We start from the raw sequence: 16523 nt of genomic DNA, 5'->3' as shown, positions 1-16523 counted from the left end.
GCACCACAGCGCTCGGCAACCTCGCCCACCTCTGCAGACGACACCACACCCTCAAGCACGCCACCGCCTGGACCGTCACGCACCCACACCCCGGCGAGCTCCGCTGGCGATCACCACTCGGCCACACCTACATCGACAAGCCACCACCGGCAGGACCGACCTTCACAGACCTGCAACCCCCATCCAGCCGCCCCGACCCAGCAGACCGATGGGGCAACGGAGACGACGACGCCGACGCGCCCTTCTGACGTCAGGCCGCGCGTCGCCAGCCGCGCAGCACCGCACGCAGCAGGATGCCGACGACGAGCGCCAGGTCAGCGCACCGCCAGCACGTCGACGTCCCCCGCGAGCGGCGCCTCGAAGAACGCCAGCTCGAGCGCCATCGAGCGGTCGAATGCCGCGTCCATGCGGGCGCGCACCGACGGCGACGCCGCACGTGCCGCGGCATCCGCGATGGCGATCGCGTGTCTCGTCGCCTCCGCGAACGCCTCGTCGCCGTACGTGCCGAGCCAGTCGTGGAACGGATGGTCGGCGGCGTCGAGGGCCGCGAGCCGCACCCCCACGTCGGCGTACAGCCAGAAGCACGGCAGCACCGCTGCGACGACCTCCGCGTACGCACCGTGCGATGCCGCGAGCAGATGGTCGACGTACGCACGCGTCGCCGGCGCCGCCTCCGTCCCGGCCGCCTCCAGCACACGATCGAGGTGGCTGCGATGCAGGCTCGCCTCCTCCTCGATGGCGCTGGCCGCCGACCGTGCCCAGAACGCCTGCTCGGCCCCCGACGGGGCGAGGGCGCTCGCACGCGCCAGCACACGCGCGTACTCGCCGAGGTACAGCGCGTCCTGCGCGAGATACCAGCGGAACCGTTCCCGCTCCAGCCCACCGTCGCCCAGACCGCGCACGAAGGCGCACGCGTCGACGTCGGCACGCACCGCCGCCGTCCGCATCCACGCACCCGCAGTCCACGACGTGCTCGGCAGCGACGGACGCAGCTCGTGCAGATGGTCGACGGGGCCGGCCCCGCCGCCGACGGCCAGCGACTCCCCCGCCGCGATCGCCGCTGCGAGCCACGGCTTCGCGCGCTCGAGCGCATCCCGCCACGAGGCACCGCCGGCCGCGAGCGTCGCCATCGCGGACGACAGCGTGCACCCCGTGCCGTGCGTCGACGTCGCCGCGAGCCGCGGCCCGCGCACGACGTGCGTCCCATCGGCGTCGACGATCGCATCGAGGCACTCGTCGCCCGCCAGATGCCCACCCTTCAGCAGCACCGCAGCGCCCGTGCGTGCGTGCAGCGTCCGCGCCTGTGCGAGCGCATCGTCCCACGACGCGGCTCGCTGCTCGCCGACGAGCACGCCGAGCTCCGGCACGTTCGGGGTCACGAGGTCGGCGACGGCGCACAGTCGACGGATCGCGACCTCGGCGTCGACACCGAGCAGACGATCGCCCGACGTCGCCACCATGACGGGGTCGAGCACGACGATCGGTGGCCGCACGTCGGCCAGCCACCGCTCGACGACGGCGACGACCGGAGCCGAGTGCAGCATCCCCAGCTTCACGGCGTCGATGACGACGTCGTCGCTCAGCGTGCGCAGCTGCTCGTCGAGGAACGACGGCGGCGGAACGTGCACGGCACGCACGCCCCGAGTCGACTGCGCGGTGAGCGCCGTCACGACGGCCATGCCGTAGCCGCCGTGCGCGGCGATCGCCTTCAGATCGGCCTGGATGCCCGCGCCTCCAGACGGGTCGCTGCCGGCCACGCTCACGACGCGCGGCACCCGGCCGGTCACGCCTGAGCTCCGGCCTGCGCGACGGCGGCACGCCACGCGTCGACGAGCGAGGCTGCCGCGGCACCGGGGTCGGACGCGGCGCTCACGGCCGACACGACGGCGACGCCTGCGACGCCGGCACGGGCGAGATCAGCGACGTCGTCGACGGCGACGCCACCGATCGCGATGCATGGCAGGTCGGTCGCGGCCGCGAGGGCGCCGATGCCCGCGACGCCCAGCGCCGGCGGATGGTCGGGCTTCGTCGCCGTCGCCCGCAGCACGCCGACGCCGAGGTAGTCGAGCGTGCCGGCCGGCATCGCCGCGGCCTCGGCGAGGTGCCCGTGCGTCGACGCCGTCCACCCCACGACGGCGTCGGCCCCGAGATGCCTGCGTGCAGTGGCAGGCGACACGTCGCGCTGCCCGAGGTGCACGCCGTCGACGCGTGCACCGGCGTCGCGGGCCGCGAGCACGACGTCGAGCCGGTCGTCGACGAGCAGCAGCGCGCGCCCCGCGACGACGCTCGACAGCAGCACCGACTGCTCCACGAGCTCGCGAGCGCTCGCGCGCTTCGCCCGCAGCTGCACGACCGCGATGCCTGCAGCCATCGCTGCGTCGACGACGGCGACGAGCGCATCGACGTCGAGCCGCTCGTCGGTGACGAGATGCACGCCCCCGACCCCTGCCGAGATCATCGCGGGATCACCTGCTCGACGCTCGTGCGCGTCAGCCGAGCATCGTCGAGATCGGCGGGCTCGAGGCTCGCGAGCGCGTCGACGAACGCGACCGCGAAGGATCCGGGCCCGGAGGCGACCTCCGCAGCTCGCTCGGCGGCGCGCGCGTGCACGAACGAGGCCGCGACTGCGGCCGACAGCGGCGCGCACACCGCGAGGAACGCCGCCATCGTCGCACCCAGCGAACAGCCGCCACCCGTGACCTGCGTCAGCAGGCGCGAGCCGCCGGGCACGCGAACGATCGTCGCGCCGTCGGTCACGAGGTCGACGGCGCCCGAGACGGCGACGACCGCGCCGGTGTCGGTCGCGAGTCGCACGGCGACGTCGGCAGCTGCATCCGGTCCGTCCGTCGCGTCGACGCCGCGCCCGCCGCGCCCTGCGCCCGCGAGCGCCAGCACCTCGGAGGCGTTGCCGCGCACGATCGCCGGCCCGTGCCCGAGCAGCTCGTGCGCGAGCGCCGTGCGCACCGGCAGGGCGCCGACGGCGACGGGGTCGAGCACCCAGCGGTCGGTGGCGACGACGACCTCGCGCGCCGCGGCGCACTGCTCGAGGGTGGGTGTGCCGAGGTTCACGAGCACGCCGCCCGCGTCGCCCGCGAACAGGCCGGCCTCGTCGGGGATGTCGACCATCGCGGGGCTCGCGCCGAGCGCGAGCAGCACGTTGGCCGTGAAGCCGGCGACGACGTGGTTCGTGATGCACTGCGCGAGCGGCGACGCCGCCCGCACTGCTGCCAACGCCTCGGAGGGCGTGGCGTGGACGTGGTGGACGTGTGCCATGGATGACATCCCTTGCGCGAGTACGAGCTCGATCAGGTTCGACGGGTGTGCTCTCAGCCCCGGTCGGGGCACCCCGTGTCGTGCCGACGACCGTAGCACGAGCACGCATCCCAGGCAGCGCACCGGTGAGGGTACCCTTACTGATGGCCGCGCCTGCGATCGTGCGCGTGCCTCCCAGTCCCGGAAGGTTCCCGCATGCCCGCGCGCGCCGACGCGTCCCCCCTCCCCGAGCGCACCGCGGGCCCCAGGCGTCTCGTGGCGCGCACGGCCTTCGGCGCGTGGCGTCGTGCGCTGCCCGGTCTCGCGGGCATCACGGTGCACCAGGTGTGCGAGATCGCCGTGCCCGTCGTCGTCGGACTCGTCATCGACCGCGGCATCGTCGCGCAGGATCCCATCGCGCTGTGGACATGGCTCGGCGTGCTCGTGGCCGTGTTCCTCACCCTCGCGCTCGCGTTCCAGGTCGGCATCCTCTTCGGGCTGCGCGGCATGGAGGAGGCGCACCACGGCCTGCGGATGCGCACGACGTGGCGCATGCTCGACCCACGCGGCTTCGGCGACAGGCCGCGCTCGGCCGGTGAGCTGCTCGGCATCGGCGGCTCCGACGTGCAGACCGTCTCCGGCGGCGTCATGCTGCTCGTCTTCCCGCTCGCCGAGCTCGCCGCCGTCGTCGTGGCGGGCATCGTGCTCGTCAGCATCTCGTGGCCGCTCGGCGTCGCCGTCATCGCAGGCGGCCCGCTGTTCCTGCTCGCGCTCGACCGCGTCGGGCGGGCGCTGCGCGAGCGCGCGGAGGCCGAGCAGCAGGTGACGGCGGATGCCGCGACGCTCGCCGCCGACGTCATCGGCGGGTTCCGCACCCTGTCGGCGCTCGGCGCGACGGCGCAGGCTGGCGACCGCTACCGACGCGCGAGCGGTCGCGCGCTCGATGTGGCCCTCGCAGCGCGGCGCACGGAGGCGTGGTTCGTGGCGGTGTCGCGCATCTCGACGGGATCCTTCGTCGCGTGCATCGGCATCGCCGCCGTGGCGCTGGCGCTCGGCGGCAGCATCTCGGTCGGCCAGCTCATCACCGTCGTCGGCGTCGTGCAGGTCGTCATGGGTCCGCTGCAGGCGCTCGCGGTCGAGGTGGGCGCCACCTGGGCGCGCGCCACGGCATCCGCGTCGCGTGTGCTGTCGCTGCTGCAGGCGCCGACCTCGCATGCCGCTGGCGATGCCGGCGGAGGCGACGCCGACGACGGAGGCGACGGAGGCGACGGAGGCGAGCACGGCATCCGCGTCGAGCGGGTCGCAGGCGAGCACCTCCGCGGGGTGTCGCTGCACGTCGCTCGCGGCGAGATCGTAGGCGTCGTCGCCGACGCTCCTGCGGCCGCCGAGCTCGTGGCGCTGCTCGGCGGCACCCGAGCACCCGACGTCGGCTCGGTGCACGTCGATGGGCACGACCTCGCCACCCTGCCCGCCATGCGCCGCCACGAGCACGTCGTCGCCGCACCCCATGCGGCCCACGCGATCGCCGGATCGGTCGCACGCAACGTGCACGGCCGCGGCACCGACGCCGACGCGCGCCGCGCGCTGACCGCCTCGGCGTTCGACGACGCGCTCGCGACGCTGCCGCACGGGATCGCGACCGACGTCGGACCCTCGGGACGCTCCCTGTCGGGCGGGCAGCGGCAGCGCCTGGCCCTCGCTCGCGCCTACGCGGCTCCTGCCCCCGCGCTCGTGCTCCACGACCCGACGACCGCCGTCGACGCCGTCACCGAGCTGCGCATCGCGGAGCGCATGCGCGACGCCCTCGCCGGCCGCGCCGTCGTGGTGGTCTGCTCGACGCCGCAGCTGCTCGCACGTGCCGACCGCGTCGTCGTGCTCGAGGCGGGACGCGTCGCCGCGATCGACGGGCACGACGCGCTCATGGCGTCGAACGCCGCCTACGTGCGAGCGATCTCGTGAGCGCCGCGACCCTGCCCATCGCATCCGGTCGCCAGACGGCGCGACTCGCGTGGCGCATCCTGCGCAGACGCCCGGCGACGCTCGCCGGCGCGCTCGTGCTGCTCGCCGGCACCGCCGCAGCCGGGCTCGCCGTGCCCGCCGGGCTCGGCATGCTCGTCGACGTCGTCGTCGACGGCGGCGCCCTGTGGCCGGCGATCGTGCTCGTCGCGGTCGGCGTCGTGGGCGGGTCCGTCGTGGGGGCCGCCGGCGCGATCGTGCTGTCGGCCGTGCTCGAGTCGGCGCTCGCGCGCCTGCGCGAGGACGTCGTCGTCGCGGCGCTGTCGCTCTCGCCCGTCGCCGTCGACCGCATCCCCGACGGCGAGCTCGTCGCGCGCACGACCGACGACGTCGAGGCGGTCGGCGAGGTGACGACGCAGGCGCTGCCCGCGTTCGCCGGTGCGCTCTTCGCGGTCGTCGCGACGGCCATCGGCCTGCTGGCGCTGCATCCGCTGCTCCTCGTCGCGATGCTCGCCGTCGTGCCCGTGCATGCGATCGCGCTCCGGGCGTATCTGCGCCGCGCGCCGCGCGTGTACGCCGCGGAGCGCGCCGCGGTCGCTGCGCGCTCGCGCGAGATGCTCGCCGCCATGCGCTCGTTGCCGACCCTGCAGGCGTTCGGCTGGACGCCAGCGGCCGGCGAGCGCATCGGCGACCGCTCGTGGACGGTGCTGCGATGGGCGCTGCGCACGCGGCTGGTGCAGGCGCGGCTCGGATTCGGCATGAACATGGCCGAGGCGGCTGGGCTCGTGTCGGTGCTGGCCGTCGGCGGCTGGCTCGCCGGCTCCGGTGCCGTGAGCGTCGGCGAGGTGACGACGGCATCGTTGCTGTTCCTCGCGCTCTTCGGCCCGCTCGGCGTGCTCGTGATGCTCGTCGACGACCTGCAGGCGGGATCGGCGGCGCTGTCGCGCATCGTGGGCGTCGTGCACTCGGCACCCGTCGATCGGGGTGTCGCCGTCGCCGCCCACGAGCCGACCGCCACGGCGATCGCCGTGACCGGGCTGCGCGCCGGCTACCCGGAGCGTCCCGACGCGCTGCACGGGATCGACGTGTCGGTGCCTCGCGGGCAGTGGGTCGCGGTCGTCGGCTCGTCGGGTGCCGGCAAGACGACGCTCGCTCGCGCGATCGTCGGCCTGCTCGAGCCCCGCACGGGCACCGTGGCCGTCGACGGCCACGACCCCGTGACGCTCGACGAGGCGTCGCGCGCCGAGCGGGTCGTGATGGTCGGGCAGGACGTGCACGTGTTCTCCGGCACGCTGCGCGAGAACCTCGCGATCGGAGCGCGGTCGGCCGACGACGCCGCGCTCTCCGCGGCGATGGATGCCGTGGCGGGCGCGTGGCGCACCCGCATCGGCGACCTCGACGCACTCGTCGGCGACGGGCACGCGCACGTGGAGGCGGTCGACGCGCAGCGCATCGCGCTCGCCCGTGTGCTGCTGTCGTCGGCGAGCGTCGTCGTGCTCGACGAGGCGACCGCCGACGCCGACACGCACGACGCGCGCGCGCTCGAGACCGCGGCGCGCCGCGCGCTCGCCGGTCGCACGGTGCTGTCCGTCGCGCACCGGCTGTCGCAGGCCCGTGACGCCGACCGCATCCTCGTGCTCGACGCGGGGCGCATCGTCGAGGACGGCCCCCACGACGAGCTCGCGGCTGCCGGCGGCGCCTACGCGTCGCTGTGGTCGGCGTGGTCGTCGCAGCGCTCAGGCGAGGCGTCGGGCTGAGCCGACGAACTGCCCGCCACGGGCGGAGGGCTCAGCCGACGACGCGGCGCATCGATCCCCTCGCGAGCAACCGTGCGTGGTGCAGGAACGTGGGCTCGGCGGTGGCATGCTCGCGGAAGGCGAGCTCGACGAGCGCGTCGACCATGGGCCCTGCGGTGTCGAGCGCGACGGTCGCGACCGGCATCGGCACCCCGTGGTCGCGCACGAGCGCCTCGACGACGGGCGAGGCGATCTCGGCCCACGCGCAGCGCTCGCGGTCCGGGCCGAGGTCGATGCGGTCGCCCATGCCGAGCGAGCGCACGCCGGGCTCGATGCGGTAGTGCTGCGCGACGGTGTCGACGAACGCGTCGACGGCCTGCTCGAGCGTGGGGTGCCCGAGGCGGAAGGCCGCGTCGAGCCGCTGGTGCAGCCGCTCGCGACTGCGTCGACCCAGCTCGGCGAGGATCGCGACGCGATCGGGGAAGTAGCGGTAGATGCTGCCGATCGCCAGGCCCGCCTGCTGGGCGATCGCGGCGGTCGTGAGGCGCTCTGCGCCGCGCTCGGCGACGATGCGTGCCGCGGCGTCGACGATCTGCGCCACCCGCTTCGCGGCGACCGCGGTCTGCGGAGCACGGGGCGCGGACGCCGCATCGGACGTCATGATCATGGTTCGTTGCACTCGGGTCCTCCGTGCTGAAGACGAGCACCGGATGCCGATCGTGACACCTCGGGGGCGATCTGTCCCCCGAAGCGCTCAGACGAAGCCCTCCATCGCGTGGGGCACGTAGTGCTCCTCGAGGCGCCGCAGCTCGTCGTCCGTGAGCGAGAGGTCGGCCGCTGCGACCGCGTCGTCGAGGTGCTGCATCCTCGTCGCGCCCACGATCGGCGACGACACGACGGGCTGGTGCAGCACCCATGCGAGCGCGACCTGCGCAGGTCGCACCTCCCGCTCCGCAGCGATCTCGAGCACGGCGTCGACGATGCGGCGGTCGGAGTCCTCTGCCTGGCGGTACAGCCTGGGCGCGAGCGCGTCGGTCGCGAAGCGTGACGACGCCGCATCCCACGGCCTCGTGAGCTTGCCGCGCGCCAGCGGGCTCCACGGCAGCGCACCGACGCCGGAGTCGAGGCAGAACGGGTACATCTCGCGCTCGTCCTCCCGCGTGAGCAGGTTGTACTGCGCCTGCATCGAGACGAACCGCGTCCACCCGTGCATCGTCGCCGTGTGCTGCAGCTTCGCGAACTGCCACGCCCACATCGACGAGGCCCCGATGTAGCGCACCTTCCCGGAGCGCACGAGGTCGTCGAGGGTCTGCAGCGTCTCCTCGATGGGCACCGTCGGGTCGAACCGGTGGATCTGCAGCAGATCGACGTAGTCGGTGCCGAGGCGTCGCAGGCTCGCATGCGTAGACTCGAGGATGTGGCCGCGCGACAGGCCGCGCCCGTTGACGCCCTCGCGCATCGGGAAGTACACCTTCGTGGCGATGACGACGTCCTCGCGCCTGGCGAAGTCGCCGAGGGCCTTCCCGACGATCTCCTCGCTGCGACCCGCCGAGTACGAGTTGGCGGTGTCGAACGACGTGAACCCCAGCTCGAGCGCGCGGCGGATGAAGCCGCGAGACTCCTCCTCCGGCAGCGTCCAGCCGTGGTTGCCGACGTCGGGCTCGCCGAAGCTCATGCAGCCGAGCGTCACCCTCGACGCGTCGAGGCCGCTCGTGCCGATCCTGGTGCGTTCCATGGCGTCATCCTCGCAGCACGCGGGCGTTCCGCCGAGGGTGCCGCGTGCGACGGAGGCGGCACGCCGACGCGGCGACGTCCAGCAGGACGTCGCCGCGAGCGATGCGGGTCTCCCGGCGCTACCCGACGCCGAGGAACGGCACGACGAACAGCAGCAGCGTGACGACGGGGCCGATGACGACCATCGACAGTCCCCACGTCGCGAGGTGCCGGTAGAGGCGCGGCCGCTCGCTCTCGTGGCCGGAGGCGACGATCGTCGCCCCCGTGGTGCCGAACGGCGCGCAGTCGACGAGCGACGCCGAGATGGCGAGGGCGTAGATGAAGCCCGTCATCTCGAGGCCGCCACCGGGCACGAGCAGCGGCACGGCGAGCGGGATGAGCGCACCGATGATGCCGATCGTCGAGGCGAACGCCGACACGAGCGCCGCGATGACGCACATGACGAACGCGGCGACGAGCGGGATGCTCACCGAGCGCGCCACCTCGCCGAGCTGGTCGATGGCGCCGAGGCGCGTGAGCACGCCGACGTAGGTGATGATGCCGCCCAGCAGCAGGATCGTGTTCCAGTCGATCTTGCCGAGCGCCTCCTTGCCGACCTTCGGGTCGACGAACGCGAGCAGCACGGCGAGCGTCAGCGCCACGGCGCCGAGGTTCAGGTCGATCTCGAGCATCGTGACGGTCGCGAAGCCGGCGATGAGCACGGGGATCGCGACGAGCGTGAGCGCGCCGAAGCGGCTGAGGCGCACGGGCGCGGTCGTCTCGGTCGCGACCTGCACGGTCGACCCGCCGCCGCCACCGAGCGAGCCGCCGTCCGCAGCCGCGGCCTTCGCTGCGCGGCCGCGTGCGATGAGCTCGCGACCGCCGAACATGAAGAACGCGACGGTCGAGACGAGCGCGTTGATGCCGATCGACAGCCCGAACATGAGCGCGGGGTTGTAGGCGATGTCGGCGGTGCTCGCGACCGTCATGACCGTGATGCCGACGATGCTCGTGGGGGCGAGCGCGCCACCGACGATCGCCGACGACATGAAGATGCCCATCATCGTCGAGTGGATGCGGTGCTTGTGCGCGAGGCTCATCGCGATCGGCACGATCGTGAAGGCCGCGTGCGACGTGCCGAGGCAGGCCACGAGGGTGCCGACGACGAGCATGGCCCACGGGATGAGCGCGACGCGGTCGCCGATGAGGCGCACCGAGCGGTCGACGAGCCAGTCGACGGCGCCGACGGTGCGCGCGATGCCGAACAGGTAGGTGATGCCGAGCAGGATGAGCAGGGCGTCGACGGGGAAGCCGCCGAGCACGTCGTCGAGCGGCTCGCCCACGACGAGCACGCCGACGAGCAGCGCTGCGACGAACGCGAGCGCGCCCATGTGCACGCCGCGGATCGCCGAGATGGCGAAGACGGCGACGAGGACGACGAGGGCGATGACCTCGATCATGCGATCGCCTCGGTGCTCGTGTCGGTGGTGGTGGGAAGGTGCATCGTCGTCGATCTCCTCGGCTGTGCGGTGCTGGTGCGGTGGTGGACGGGTGGCGTGGGTGGCGGAGCGGAGCCTGCGGCGCGGGTCGGACTCAGACGCCGAGTGCGAGGCCGGCGAGGTACGCCTCGAGGGCCGCCGCGGGCACGTCGTCGAGGTCGGCGAGCGTCACGAGCTCGCCTGCGGGCACGTCGCGGGCGAGCGTCGCCCCCGAGAGCAGGTAGTAGGGGGCGATCTCGCCGGCGTCGGGGTCGACGATCACGGGTGCGACGCCTGCGATCTCGTGGTGATGCCCCTCGACGCGGAAGACGGTGCCCGCTGCGAGCGCCTCGCTGGTGCGGGCGGCCATGATCGTGTGCTGGCGTGGCGCTCGCACGTGCGAGGTGCCGTCGACGGCGGCGGCGATCGTGAGCGGCGTCTCGATGCCCATGTAGTGGTACGGCCAGTAGATGGCGGCGAAGTCTCCGGCACGCGACACGACGTGCCCCTTGCCGCGCAGCGTCGTCCACGTCACCCGGTCGCCGGTGCGCACGATGGCGAACACGCCGCCTGCGAACGACGCCTCGCCTGGCAGGCGCAGCATCGAGAAGACGTCGATGGATCCGCTGCGGCCGATGAGCCCGCCGGCGTCGCGGGTGGCGTACAGGTCGGCGAGCTCGTCGGGCCGTGCGACGGGGTAGTGCATGGTCTCGACGTCGGCCACGGCACCCGTGTACAGCGAGACGACGTTCATCTCGCATGCGTCGGCGGCGGCGGAGCGCTTGAGGGTCGCGACCTGCTCGGCGCGCGCGGCGACGGTCGCGAGCGCGTCGTCGCCGAGCGTGAGCAGATCGGCGAGGCCGGGGGCTGCGATCTCGACGCCGTGCTGCTCGACGATGCCCGTGGCGGGGTCGAAGACGAGGTCGTACTCGCTCGACTTGCCGAGGGCGACGACCTCGAAGCCGCACGCGAGCACCCAGTCGACCAGGCGCAGCAGGTCGGCGGGCTGGTCGCCATCGCCTGGCAGGTAGCGCAGGCCGAGCTCGCGCGCCTTGGCGGCGAGGGCGACGCCTGCGACGGACTCGATCTCCTTCGAGACCATGACGACGTGGACGCCGTGGTCGAGCGCGGCGTCTGCGTAGGCGTGGCCGGCGTCGATGCGGCCGGTGGCCTCCACGAGCACGTCGATGGAGGCGAAGTCGATCGCGGCAGCGTCGGCGATGACGGCGATGCGACCGTCTGCGATGGCGGCGGCGGTCTCGGCCTGCGTCGCGGGGGCGGCGATGCGGTCGGCGGCGACGTCGAGGTCGGCGAGCATGCGGCCGACGCCTGCGACGTCGGGGTCGACGAGCTGCACGGCCTCCATGTCGGGCAGGCGACGCAGCTGGTCGAGCAGCGTGCGACCGTAGCCGCCGTTCGCGCCCGTGAGGGCGACGCGGATGGGGGTGCTGCGCCGTGGCGCGATGCTTCGGATCGCCATCGTTCCTGGTTCGTCGTCGAGTTCGTCGCCGCGTCGGGGTGCGCGAGCGAGGCCCACGGTATCGCAGATTCACAACCTGTCAATAATCCTCACAGATCATCACGTAGAGTGGGTCGTGTCATCGGCGATGCGTCGATGGCCGAGCAGCCACCGACCTCAGGAGCCCCATGCACATCGGAGCCGTCGCCGACGACTTCACGGGCGCGACCGACCTCGCGACCACGTTGCAGGCGCGAGGCCTGCGCGCCGCCGTCGTGGTCGAGGACCGCCATGTCGACGCTGCAGCGCTCGAGGGCGTCGACGCGGTCGTCGTCGCGCTGAAGTCGCGCACCGCGCCCGTCGACCGGGCCGTCGCCGACTCGGCCGCGGCGCTCGAGCGCCTCCTGGGCTGGGGCGCCGAGCGGGTGTTCGTGAAGTACTGCTCCACGTTCGACTCCACCGACCGCGGCAACATCGGCCCCGTGCTCGACGCCGTGCGCGACCGGCTGGGCGTCGACCGCACCGTCGTCGTGCCGTCGTTCCCCGCGAACGGTCGCACCGTCGAGGGCGGCCTGCTGCGCGTGCACGGCACGCTGCTCGAGGACTCCCCCATGCGGCACCACCCGCTCACGCCCATGACGCGCTCCCGCGTCCGCGACCTGCTGCAGCCGCAGACGTCGACGCCCGTCGCCGAGATCGCGCTCGACGTCGTGCGTGCCGGCGCCGACGACCTGCGTGCCGCGATCGACGCCGCGGGCCCCGGCTACCTCGTCGTGGATGCCGTGACCGACGACGACGTGCGCACGATCGCCGAGGCGACCGCGCACCTGCGCCTCCTCTCCGGCGGTGCGGCGCTCGGCGCCGGGATCGACGCGACCGGCGGCCACGGGGCCACGCCCCTCCCGTCCTACGGCGGCGGTCGCCTCGTCGTCGCAGGCTCCGCGTCGGAGGCGACGCGCGGTCAGGTCGCCGATGCCGCCGCGGCCGGCCACGCGATGCGGAAGGTCGACGTGGACGCCGCGCTCGTCGACGCCGACGCGGAGGCCGAGCGCCTCGCCGCATGGGTGCGCGGCCTCGACGCCGAGGCGCTGCCGATCGTCTACTCCGTCGGCGAGCTCGCCGACGTGCGCCCCGACGCCTCCGGCGCCTCGGCCGCGGCCGTCGAGCACGCGCTCGCCGGTCTCGTCGCCCGTCTCGTCGCGTCTGGCGACGTCGATCGCGTCGTCGTCGCAGGCGGCGAGACGAGCGGCGCCGTCGTGCAGGCGCTCGATGCGGGGCTGCTGCGCATCGGCCCGCAGCTCGCGCCCGGCGTCTGCTGGAGCAGCGTGACGACCTCGGATGGCCACGACGTCGCCGTCGTGCTGAAGAGCGGCAACTTCGGCGCCCCCGACCTGTTCTCGAGCGCGTGGGAGGCCCTCGCATGACCGACGCATCCCTCGACCCCGCCGTCGACCCCACCCTCGACCCCACCGTGCGGGCGCTCGTGGCCGCTGGCCGCGCGCTCGTCGAGGCCGGCCTCTCCCCCGGCTCCTCCGGCAACCTGTCGGTGCGCGTCGGCGACCGTGTCGTCATGACGGGCACGGGCGCGAGCCTCGGTGCGCTCGACGCGCACGCGCTCGCGACCCTCGACGCGGCTGGCGTGCTCGTCGACGGCGCGACGCCGTCGAAGGAGGTGCCGCTGCATCTGGCGATGTACGCGCGCACCCCGGAGCACGCGGCGGTCGTGCACGTGCACTCCCCGTTCGCCGTCGCCCTGTCGTGCCTCGCGCCGTGGTCCGACGAGTCGGCGATCCCGCCGCTCACCCCGTACGTGCTCATGCGCGTGGGCCAGGTGCCGCTGCTGCCGTTCGCAGCACCTGGCGACGCTGCGCTCGGCGCCCTCGTGGCCGACTGCCCGCACCCGTTCCGCGGCGCGCTGCTCGCGAACCACGGCGCCATCGTGTCGGGCGAGACGATCGAGGGCGCCGTGGGTGCTGCGATCGAGCTCGAGGAGGCGTGCCGCATCGCCGTGCTCACCGCGAGCGGCGAGCGGCGGCTCATCGCACCCGAGCAGGTGCGGGCGATCGCCGACCGCTGGGGCATGCCGTGGACGGGCGCGTACGGCAGCCTCGCAGGCGCGGACCCCGCGCGCTCGTAGGCTTCAGTCACGCATGCGTCCGACGAAGGGTGGCTCGATGACCGCGGCGGCACCGCTGATCCCCGAGCAGCGTCGCGAGTCGATCGTGCAGCACCTGCAGCGCGAGCGCGTGCTGTCGTTCCGCCAGCTCACCGAGCTGCTGGGCGTGAGCCACATGACGGTGCGGCGCGACGTCGCGGTGCTCGAGGAGCAGGGCCGCGTCGCATCCACGCCAGGCGGCGCGAAGCTCGCGCCGCGGCTGCTCGCCGAGCCGAGCCGCGCCGAGAAGGCGGGCGTCGACGTGGCCGCGAAGGATGCGATCGCGCGTGCCGCGGCGGGCTTCGTGCGCGACACGATGACGATCTACCTCGATGCGGGCACGACGGTGCAGGCCATGCGCCCCTACCTGCAGGACGTGAGCGACCTCACGGTCGTCACGAACGACCTCGCGACCGTGGAGGCGTTCCTCGACCATCCCTCGATCGACCTCATCGCGGTCGGCGGCCGCGTCGAGCGCTCGAACCTGTCGACGATGGGCAGGCTCGCGCGGCTCGTGCTGTCGGAGCTGTCGATCGACGTCGCGTTCGTGTCGTCGTCGTCGTGGGATCTGCAGCACGGCGTGACGACGCCGGTGGAGGCGAAGGTCGAGGCGAAGCGCGCCGCGATCGAGGTCGCCGAGCGGTCGGTGCTCGTCGCCGACGCGTCGAAGTACGGCCGATTCGCGAAGTACCGTGCGCTGCGCCTCGACGAGGTCGAGGCCGTCGTGACGGACGCCGCGCTCGACGCCGACGCGGCGACGAGCCTGCGCGAGGCGGGCATCGACGTGCGCCTCGCCGACTAAGCGGACGTCAGGCGATGCCGCGTGCAGCGAGCGCGGACGAGGCGGCCGGGATGCGGCAGGATCGAGGGGTCCCGTCGCATCACGAGGAGCCACATGCCGTCGTCCAGCAGCCGAGGTCGCCGCGACCGCCGCACCGCCGCCGAGCCGGCGTTCCAGCGCAACGCGCTCGCGCCCGGCATCCTCGGCGCGGCCGCATGCTTCGTGGGCCCTGCCCTGCTCGGCCAGGACATCCACATCGCCGTGCTCTTCGTCGTCGCGATCCTCGCCGTCATCCAGGCGTACTTCGCCGGTCAGGCAGGCCACTGGTGGTGGGTGCCGCTCTTCGCCGCCATCGCCGTCGCGTGGAACCCCCTCTACCCGTTCGAGCAGGCGGGACCGTGGTGGATCGGCGCGCACGTCGTCGCAGGCTTCCTCTTCCTCACCGCCGGCGTCCTCGTGAAGACGCCGCGGGAGGAGTGACCCGGAATCGCCACGTGCGCGGCGCGGTTGCATCCATCGTGACCTCCCACCCCACGACCGACGCGCCCCTCGTGCGCCTCGAGCTGTTCACGACGTCGTTCTGCGGCGCGTGCAGGCAGACGCGCGCCGTGCTCGAGCGGGCAGCGTCGCTCGTGCCGGGCGCCGTCGTGACCGAGCACGACCTGGCCTTCGAGCCCGAGGTCGGCGAGGCGCACGGCATCACGCAGTCGCCGACCACGATCGTGCGCGACGCCGATGGCATCGAGCTGCTGCGCGCCGCAGGCGTGCCGACCGTGCCGCAGGTGCTCGTCGCCGCCGAGCGCGCGCTCGCAGGCCGTTGACGCGCGCCTCGCGGCGCCCGCTGGGCAGCCGTGCATCCTGGCACACGAGCGCACGAAGGGCACATGCCGCACGAGGACTGCAGGGAGGGGCGTAAAATGGTCGCTCTTGACCATGCGAGCCAGTCGGGCTCGCGCGACGGAGGTCCTGTGGCCGGCAACGCCACCACCCGCTTCGACAACGCATCCCTGCTGTCGGTCGCGAGCACCCTGCCAAGCAGGGTGACGTCGTCCGACGACATCGAGGGGCGTCTCGCTGCTGCGCTCGCACGACTGCGGCTGCGTCCAGGGCTGCTGCGCCGCGTCGCAGGCGTGCTCGAGCGACGCAACTGGGCCGAGGGCGAGTCGTCCGACGACGCGACGGTCGACGCCGGTCGGCGTGCGCTCGCAGAGGCAGGGGTCGATCCTTCCGAGATCGGCCTCATCATCAACACCTCCGTGTCGCGGCCGCACCTCGAGCCGTCGGTCGCGGTGCGACTGCACAACGGCCTCGGACTGCCGAGCTCCGCGATCAACTTCGACGTCGCCAACGCCTGCCTCGGGTTCGTGAGCGGCCTGAGCCTCGCGGCGGGCATGATCGAGTCCGGCCAGGTGCGGTACGCGATGGTCGTCAACGGCGAGGACGCCGACGAGATCCAGACCAACACCATCCGGCGCCTCGTCGACGCCGACGGCGACCGCGAGGCGTTCATGAGCGAGTTCGCCTCGCTCACGCTCGGCTCGGGTGCCGCAGCGGCCGTGCTGGGTCGCGCCGACGAGCACCCGGACGGGCACCGCATCCTCGGCGGCGTCACACGCGCCGCCACGCAGTTCCACGACCTGTGCGTCGGCAGCGTCGACGGCATGTTCACCGATGCGAAGGCGCTGCTGAAGGGCGGCCTCGACCTCGTCGTCTCGGCGTGGAAGGAGGCGGCGAGCGAGTGGGACTGGGCCACGATGGACCGCTACATCACCCACCAGGTCTCCTCCGTGCACACGAACGCGATCGTGAAGGCCGCGAGGCTCGACCGCTCGCGCGTGCCCACGACGTACGAGCGCCTCGGCAACGTCGGCCCCGCATCGATCCCCATCACGCTCGTCGAGGAGCAGGCGACGCTCGCCAAGGGCGACCGCGTGCTGCTCATGGGCGTCGGATCCGGCCTCAACACGGCGATGCTGGAGCTCGCGTGGTGATC

The 16523-nt window shown here is 73.5% G+C and carries 15 protein-coding genes and 1 riboswitch; of the genes, 8 read left to right on the top strand and 7 right to left on the bottom strand.

Annotated elements, in window-relative coordinates; translation table 11 throughout:
- Window positions 1–314: 314 nt before the first annotated feature.
- The 3 genes from thiD to thiM form a co-directional block, all read right to left on the bottom strand.
- The gene (thiD, locus tag ACZ6H8_RS08040; protein ID WP_464146197.1) at window positions 315–1787 is read right to left on the bottom strand and encodes a bifunctional hydroxymethylpyrimidine kinase/phosphomethylpyrimidine kinase; all 1473 of its coding nucleotides are present in this window, start codon (window positions 1785–1787) and stop codon (window positions 315–317) included.
- Window positions 1784–2434: a thiamine phosphate synthase gene (locus tag ACZ6H8_RS08035; protein ID WP_464146196.1), complete on the bottom strand. Its 651-nt coding sequence runs from the start codon at window positions 2432–2434 to the stop codon at window positions 1784–1786. Before ACZ6H8_RS08035 ends, thiD begins: the two co-directional genes overlap by 4 nt.
- Window positions 2435–2454: 20 nt before the next feature.
- Window positions 2455–3273, bottom strand: coding sequence for a hydroxyethylthiazole kinase (gene thiM / locus ACZ6H8_RS08030; RefSeq protein WP_464146194.1), 819 nt, complete (start codon window positions 3271–3273; stop codon window positions 2455–2457).
- Window positions 3265–3359: riboswitch (TPP riboswitch) on the bottom strand. It overlaps the preceding gene by 9 nt.
- A gap of 109 nt (window positions 3360–3468) precedes the next feature.
- Between thiM and ACZ6H8_RS08025 the strand changes: the two genes are divergently transcribed.
- Complete coding sequence (locus tag ACZ6H8_RS08025; protein WP_464146193.1) at window positions 3469–5211, top strand: ABC transporter transmembrane domain-containing protein; 1743 nt, start codon at window positions 3469–3471, stop codon at window positions 5209–5211.
- Window positions 5208–6965: an ABC transporter ATP-binding protein gene (locus tag ACZ6H8_RS08020; RefSeq protein ID WP_464146191.1), complete on the top strand. Its 1758-nt coding sequence runs from the start codon at window positions 5208–5210 to the stop codon at window positions 6963–6965. Before ACZ6H8_RS08025 ends, ACZ6H8_RS08020 begins: the two co-directional genes overlap by 4 nt.
- Before the next feature lie 31 nt (window positions 6966–6996).
- Here the strand turns inward: ACZ6H8_RS08020 and ACZ6H8_RS08015 are convergent, their stop codons facing one another.
- From ACZ6H8_RS08015 to ACZ6H8_RS08000, 4 genes are all read right to left on the bottom strand, one after another.
- Entirely contained in the window at window positions 6997–7611 is a 615-nt protein-coding gene (locus ACZ6H8_RS08015; protein WP_464146189.1) for a TetR/AcrR family transcriptional regulator, read from the bottom strand.
- A gap of 87 nt (window positions 7612–7698) precedes the next feature.
- The gene (locus ACZ6H8_RS08010) at window positions 7699–8679 is read right to left on the bottom strand and encodes an aldo/keto reductase (protein WP_464146187.1); all 981 of its coding nucleotides are present in this window, start codon (window positions 8677–8679) and stop codon (window positions 7699–7701) included.
- Window positions 8680–8797: 118 nt separating this feature from the next.
- Window positions 8798–10117, bottom strand: coding sequence for an SLC13 family permease (locus ACZ6H8_RS08005; protein ID WP_464146185.1), 1320 nt, complete (start codon window positions 10115–10117; stop codon window positions 8798–8800).
- Window positions 10118–10250: 133 nt separating this feature from the next.
- The gene (locus ACZ6H8_RS08000; RefSeq protein WP_464146183.1) at window positions 10251–11615 is read right to left on the bottom strand and encodes a homoserine dehydrogenase; all 1365 of its coding nucleotides are present in this window, start codon (window positions 11613–11615) and stop codon (window positions 10251–10253) included.
- A 167-nt stretch (window positions 11616–11782) separates the two neighbouring features.
- Between ACZ6H8_RS08000 and otnK the strand changes: the two genes are divergently transcribed.
- From otnK to ACZ6H8_RS07970, 6 genes are all read left to right on the top strand, one after another.
- Complete coding sequence (gene otnK, locus ACZ6H8_RS07995; protein WP_464146181.1) at window positions 11783–13018, top strand: 3-oxo-tetronate kinase; 1236 nt, start codon at window positions 11783–11785, stop codon at window positions 13016–13018.
- Window positions 13015–13731, top strand: a complete 717-nt coding sequence (locus tag ACZ6H8_RS07990; protein WP_464146179.1) for a class II aldolase/adducin family protein — start codon at window positions 13015–13017, stop codon at window positions 13729–13731. The genes otnK and ACZ6H8_RS07990 overlap by 4 nt, the downstream gene beginning before the upstream one ends.
- Before the next feature lie 13 nt (window positions 13732–13744).
- On the top strand, window positions 13745–14551 hold the full coding sequence (locus ACZ6H8_RS07985) for a DeoR/GlpR family DNA-binding transcription regulator (RefSeq protein WP_464146177.1): 807 nt from the start codon (window positions 13745–13747) through the stop codon (window positions 14549–14551).
- A 93-nt stretch (window positions 14552–14644) separates the two neighbouring features.
- Window positions 14645–15010 (top strand): DUF6804 family protein, encoded by a 366-nt coding sequence (locus ACZ6H8_RS07980; protein WP_464146175.1) that lies wholly within the window; start codon window positions 14645–14647, stop codon window positions 15008–15010.
- A 38-nt stretch (window positions 15011–15048) separates the two neighbouring features.
- Window positions 15049–15351 carry a glutaredoxin family protein gene (locus tag ACZ6H8_RS07975; protein ID WP_464146174.1) on the top strand — a complete coding sequence of 101 codons (303 nt, stop codon included), beginning with the start codon at window positions 15049–15051 and terminating at the stop codon, window positions 15349–15351.
- A 96-nt stretch (window positions 15352–15447) separates the two neighbouring features.
- Window positions 15448–16521 carry a 3-oxoacyl-ACP synthase III gene (locus ACZ6H8_RS07970; protein ID WP_464146172.1) on the top strand — a complete coding sequence of 358 codons (1074 nt, stop codon included), beginning with the start codon at window positions 15448–15450 and terminating at the stop codon, window positions 16519–16521.
- The last annotated feature ends 2 nt before the right edge of the window (window positions 16522–16523 follow it).

The organism is Agrococcus sp. AC640b (genome assembly GCF_979255995.1).
This window is presented reverse-complemented; position numbering and strand designations above follow the sequence as displayed.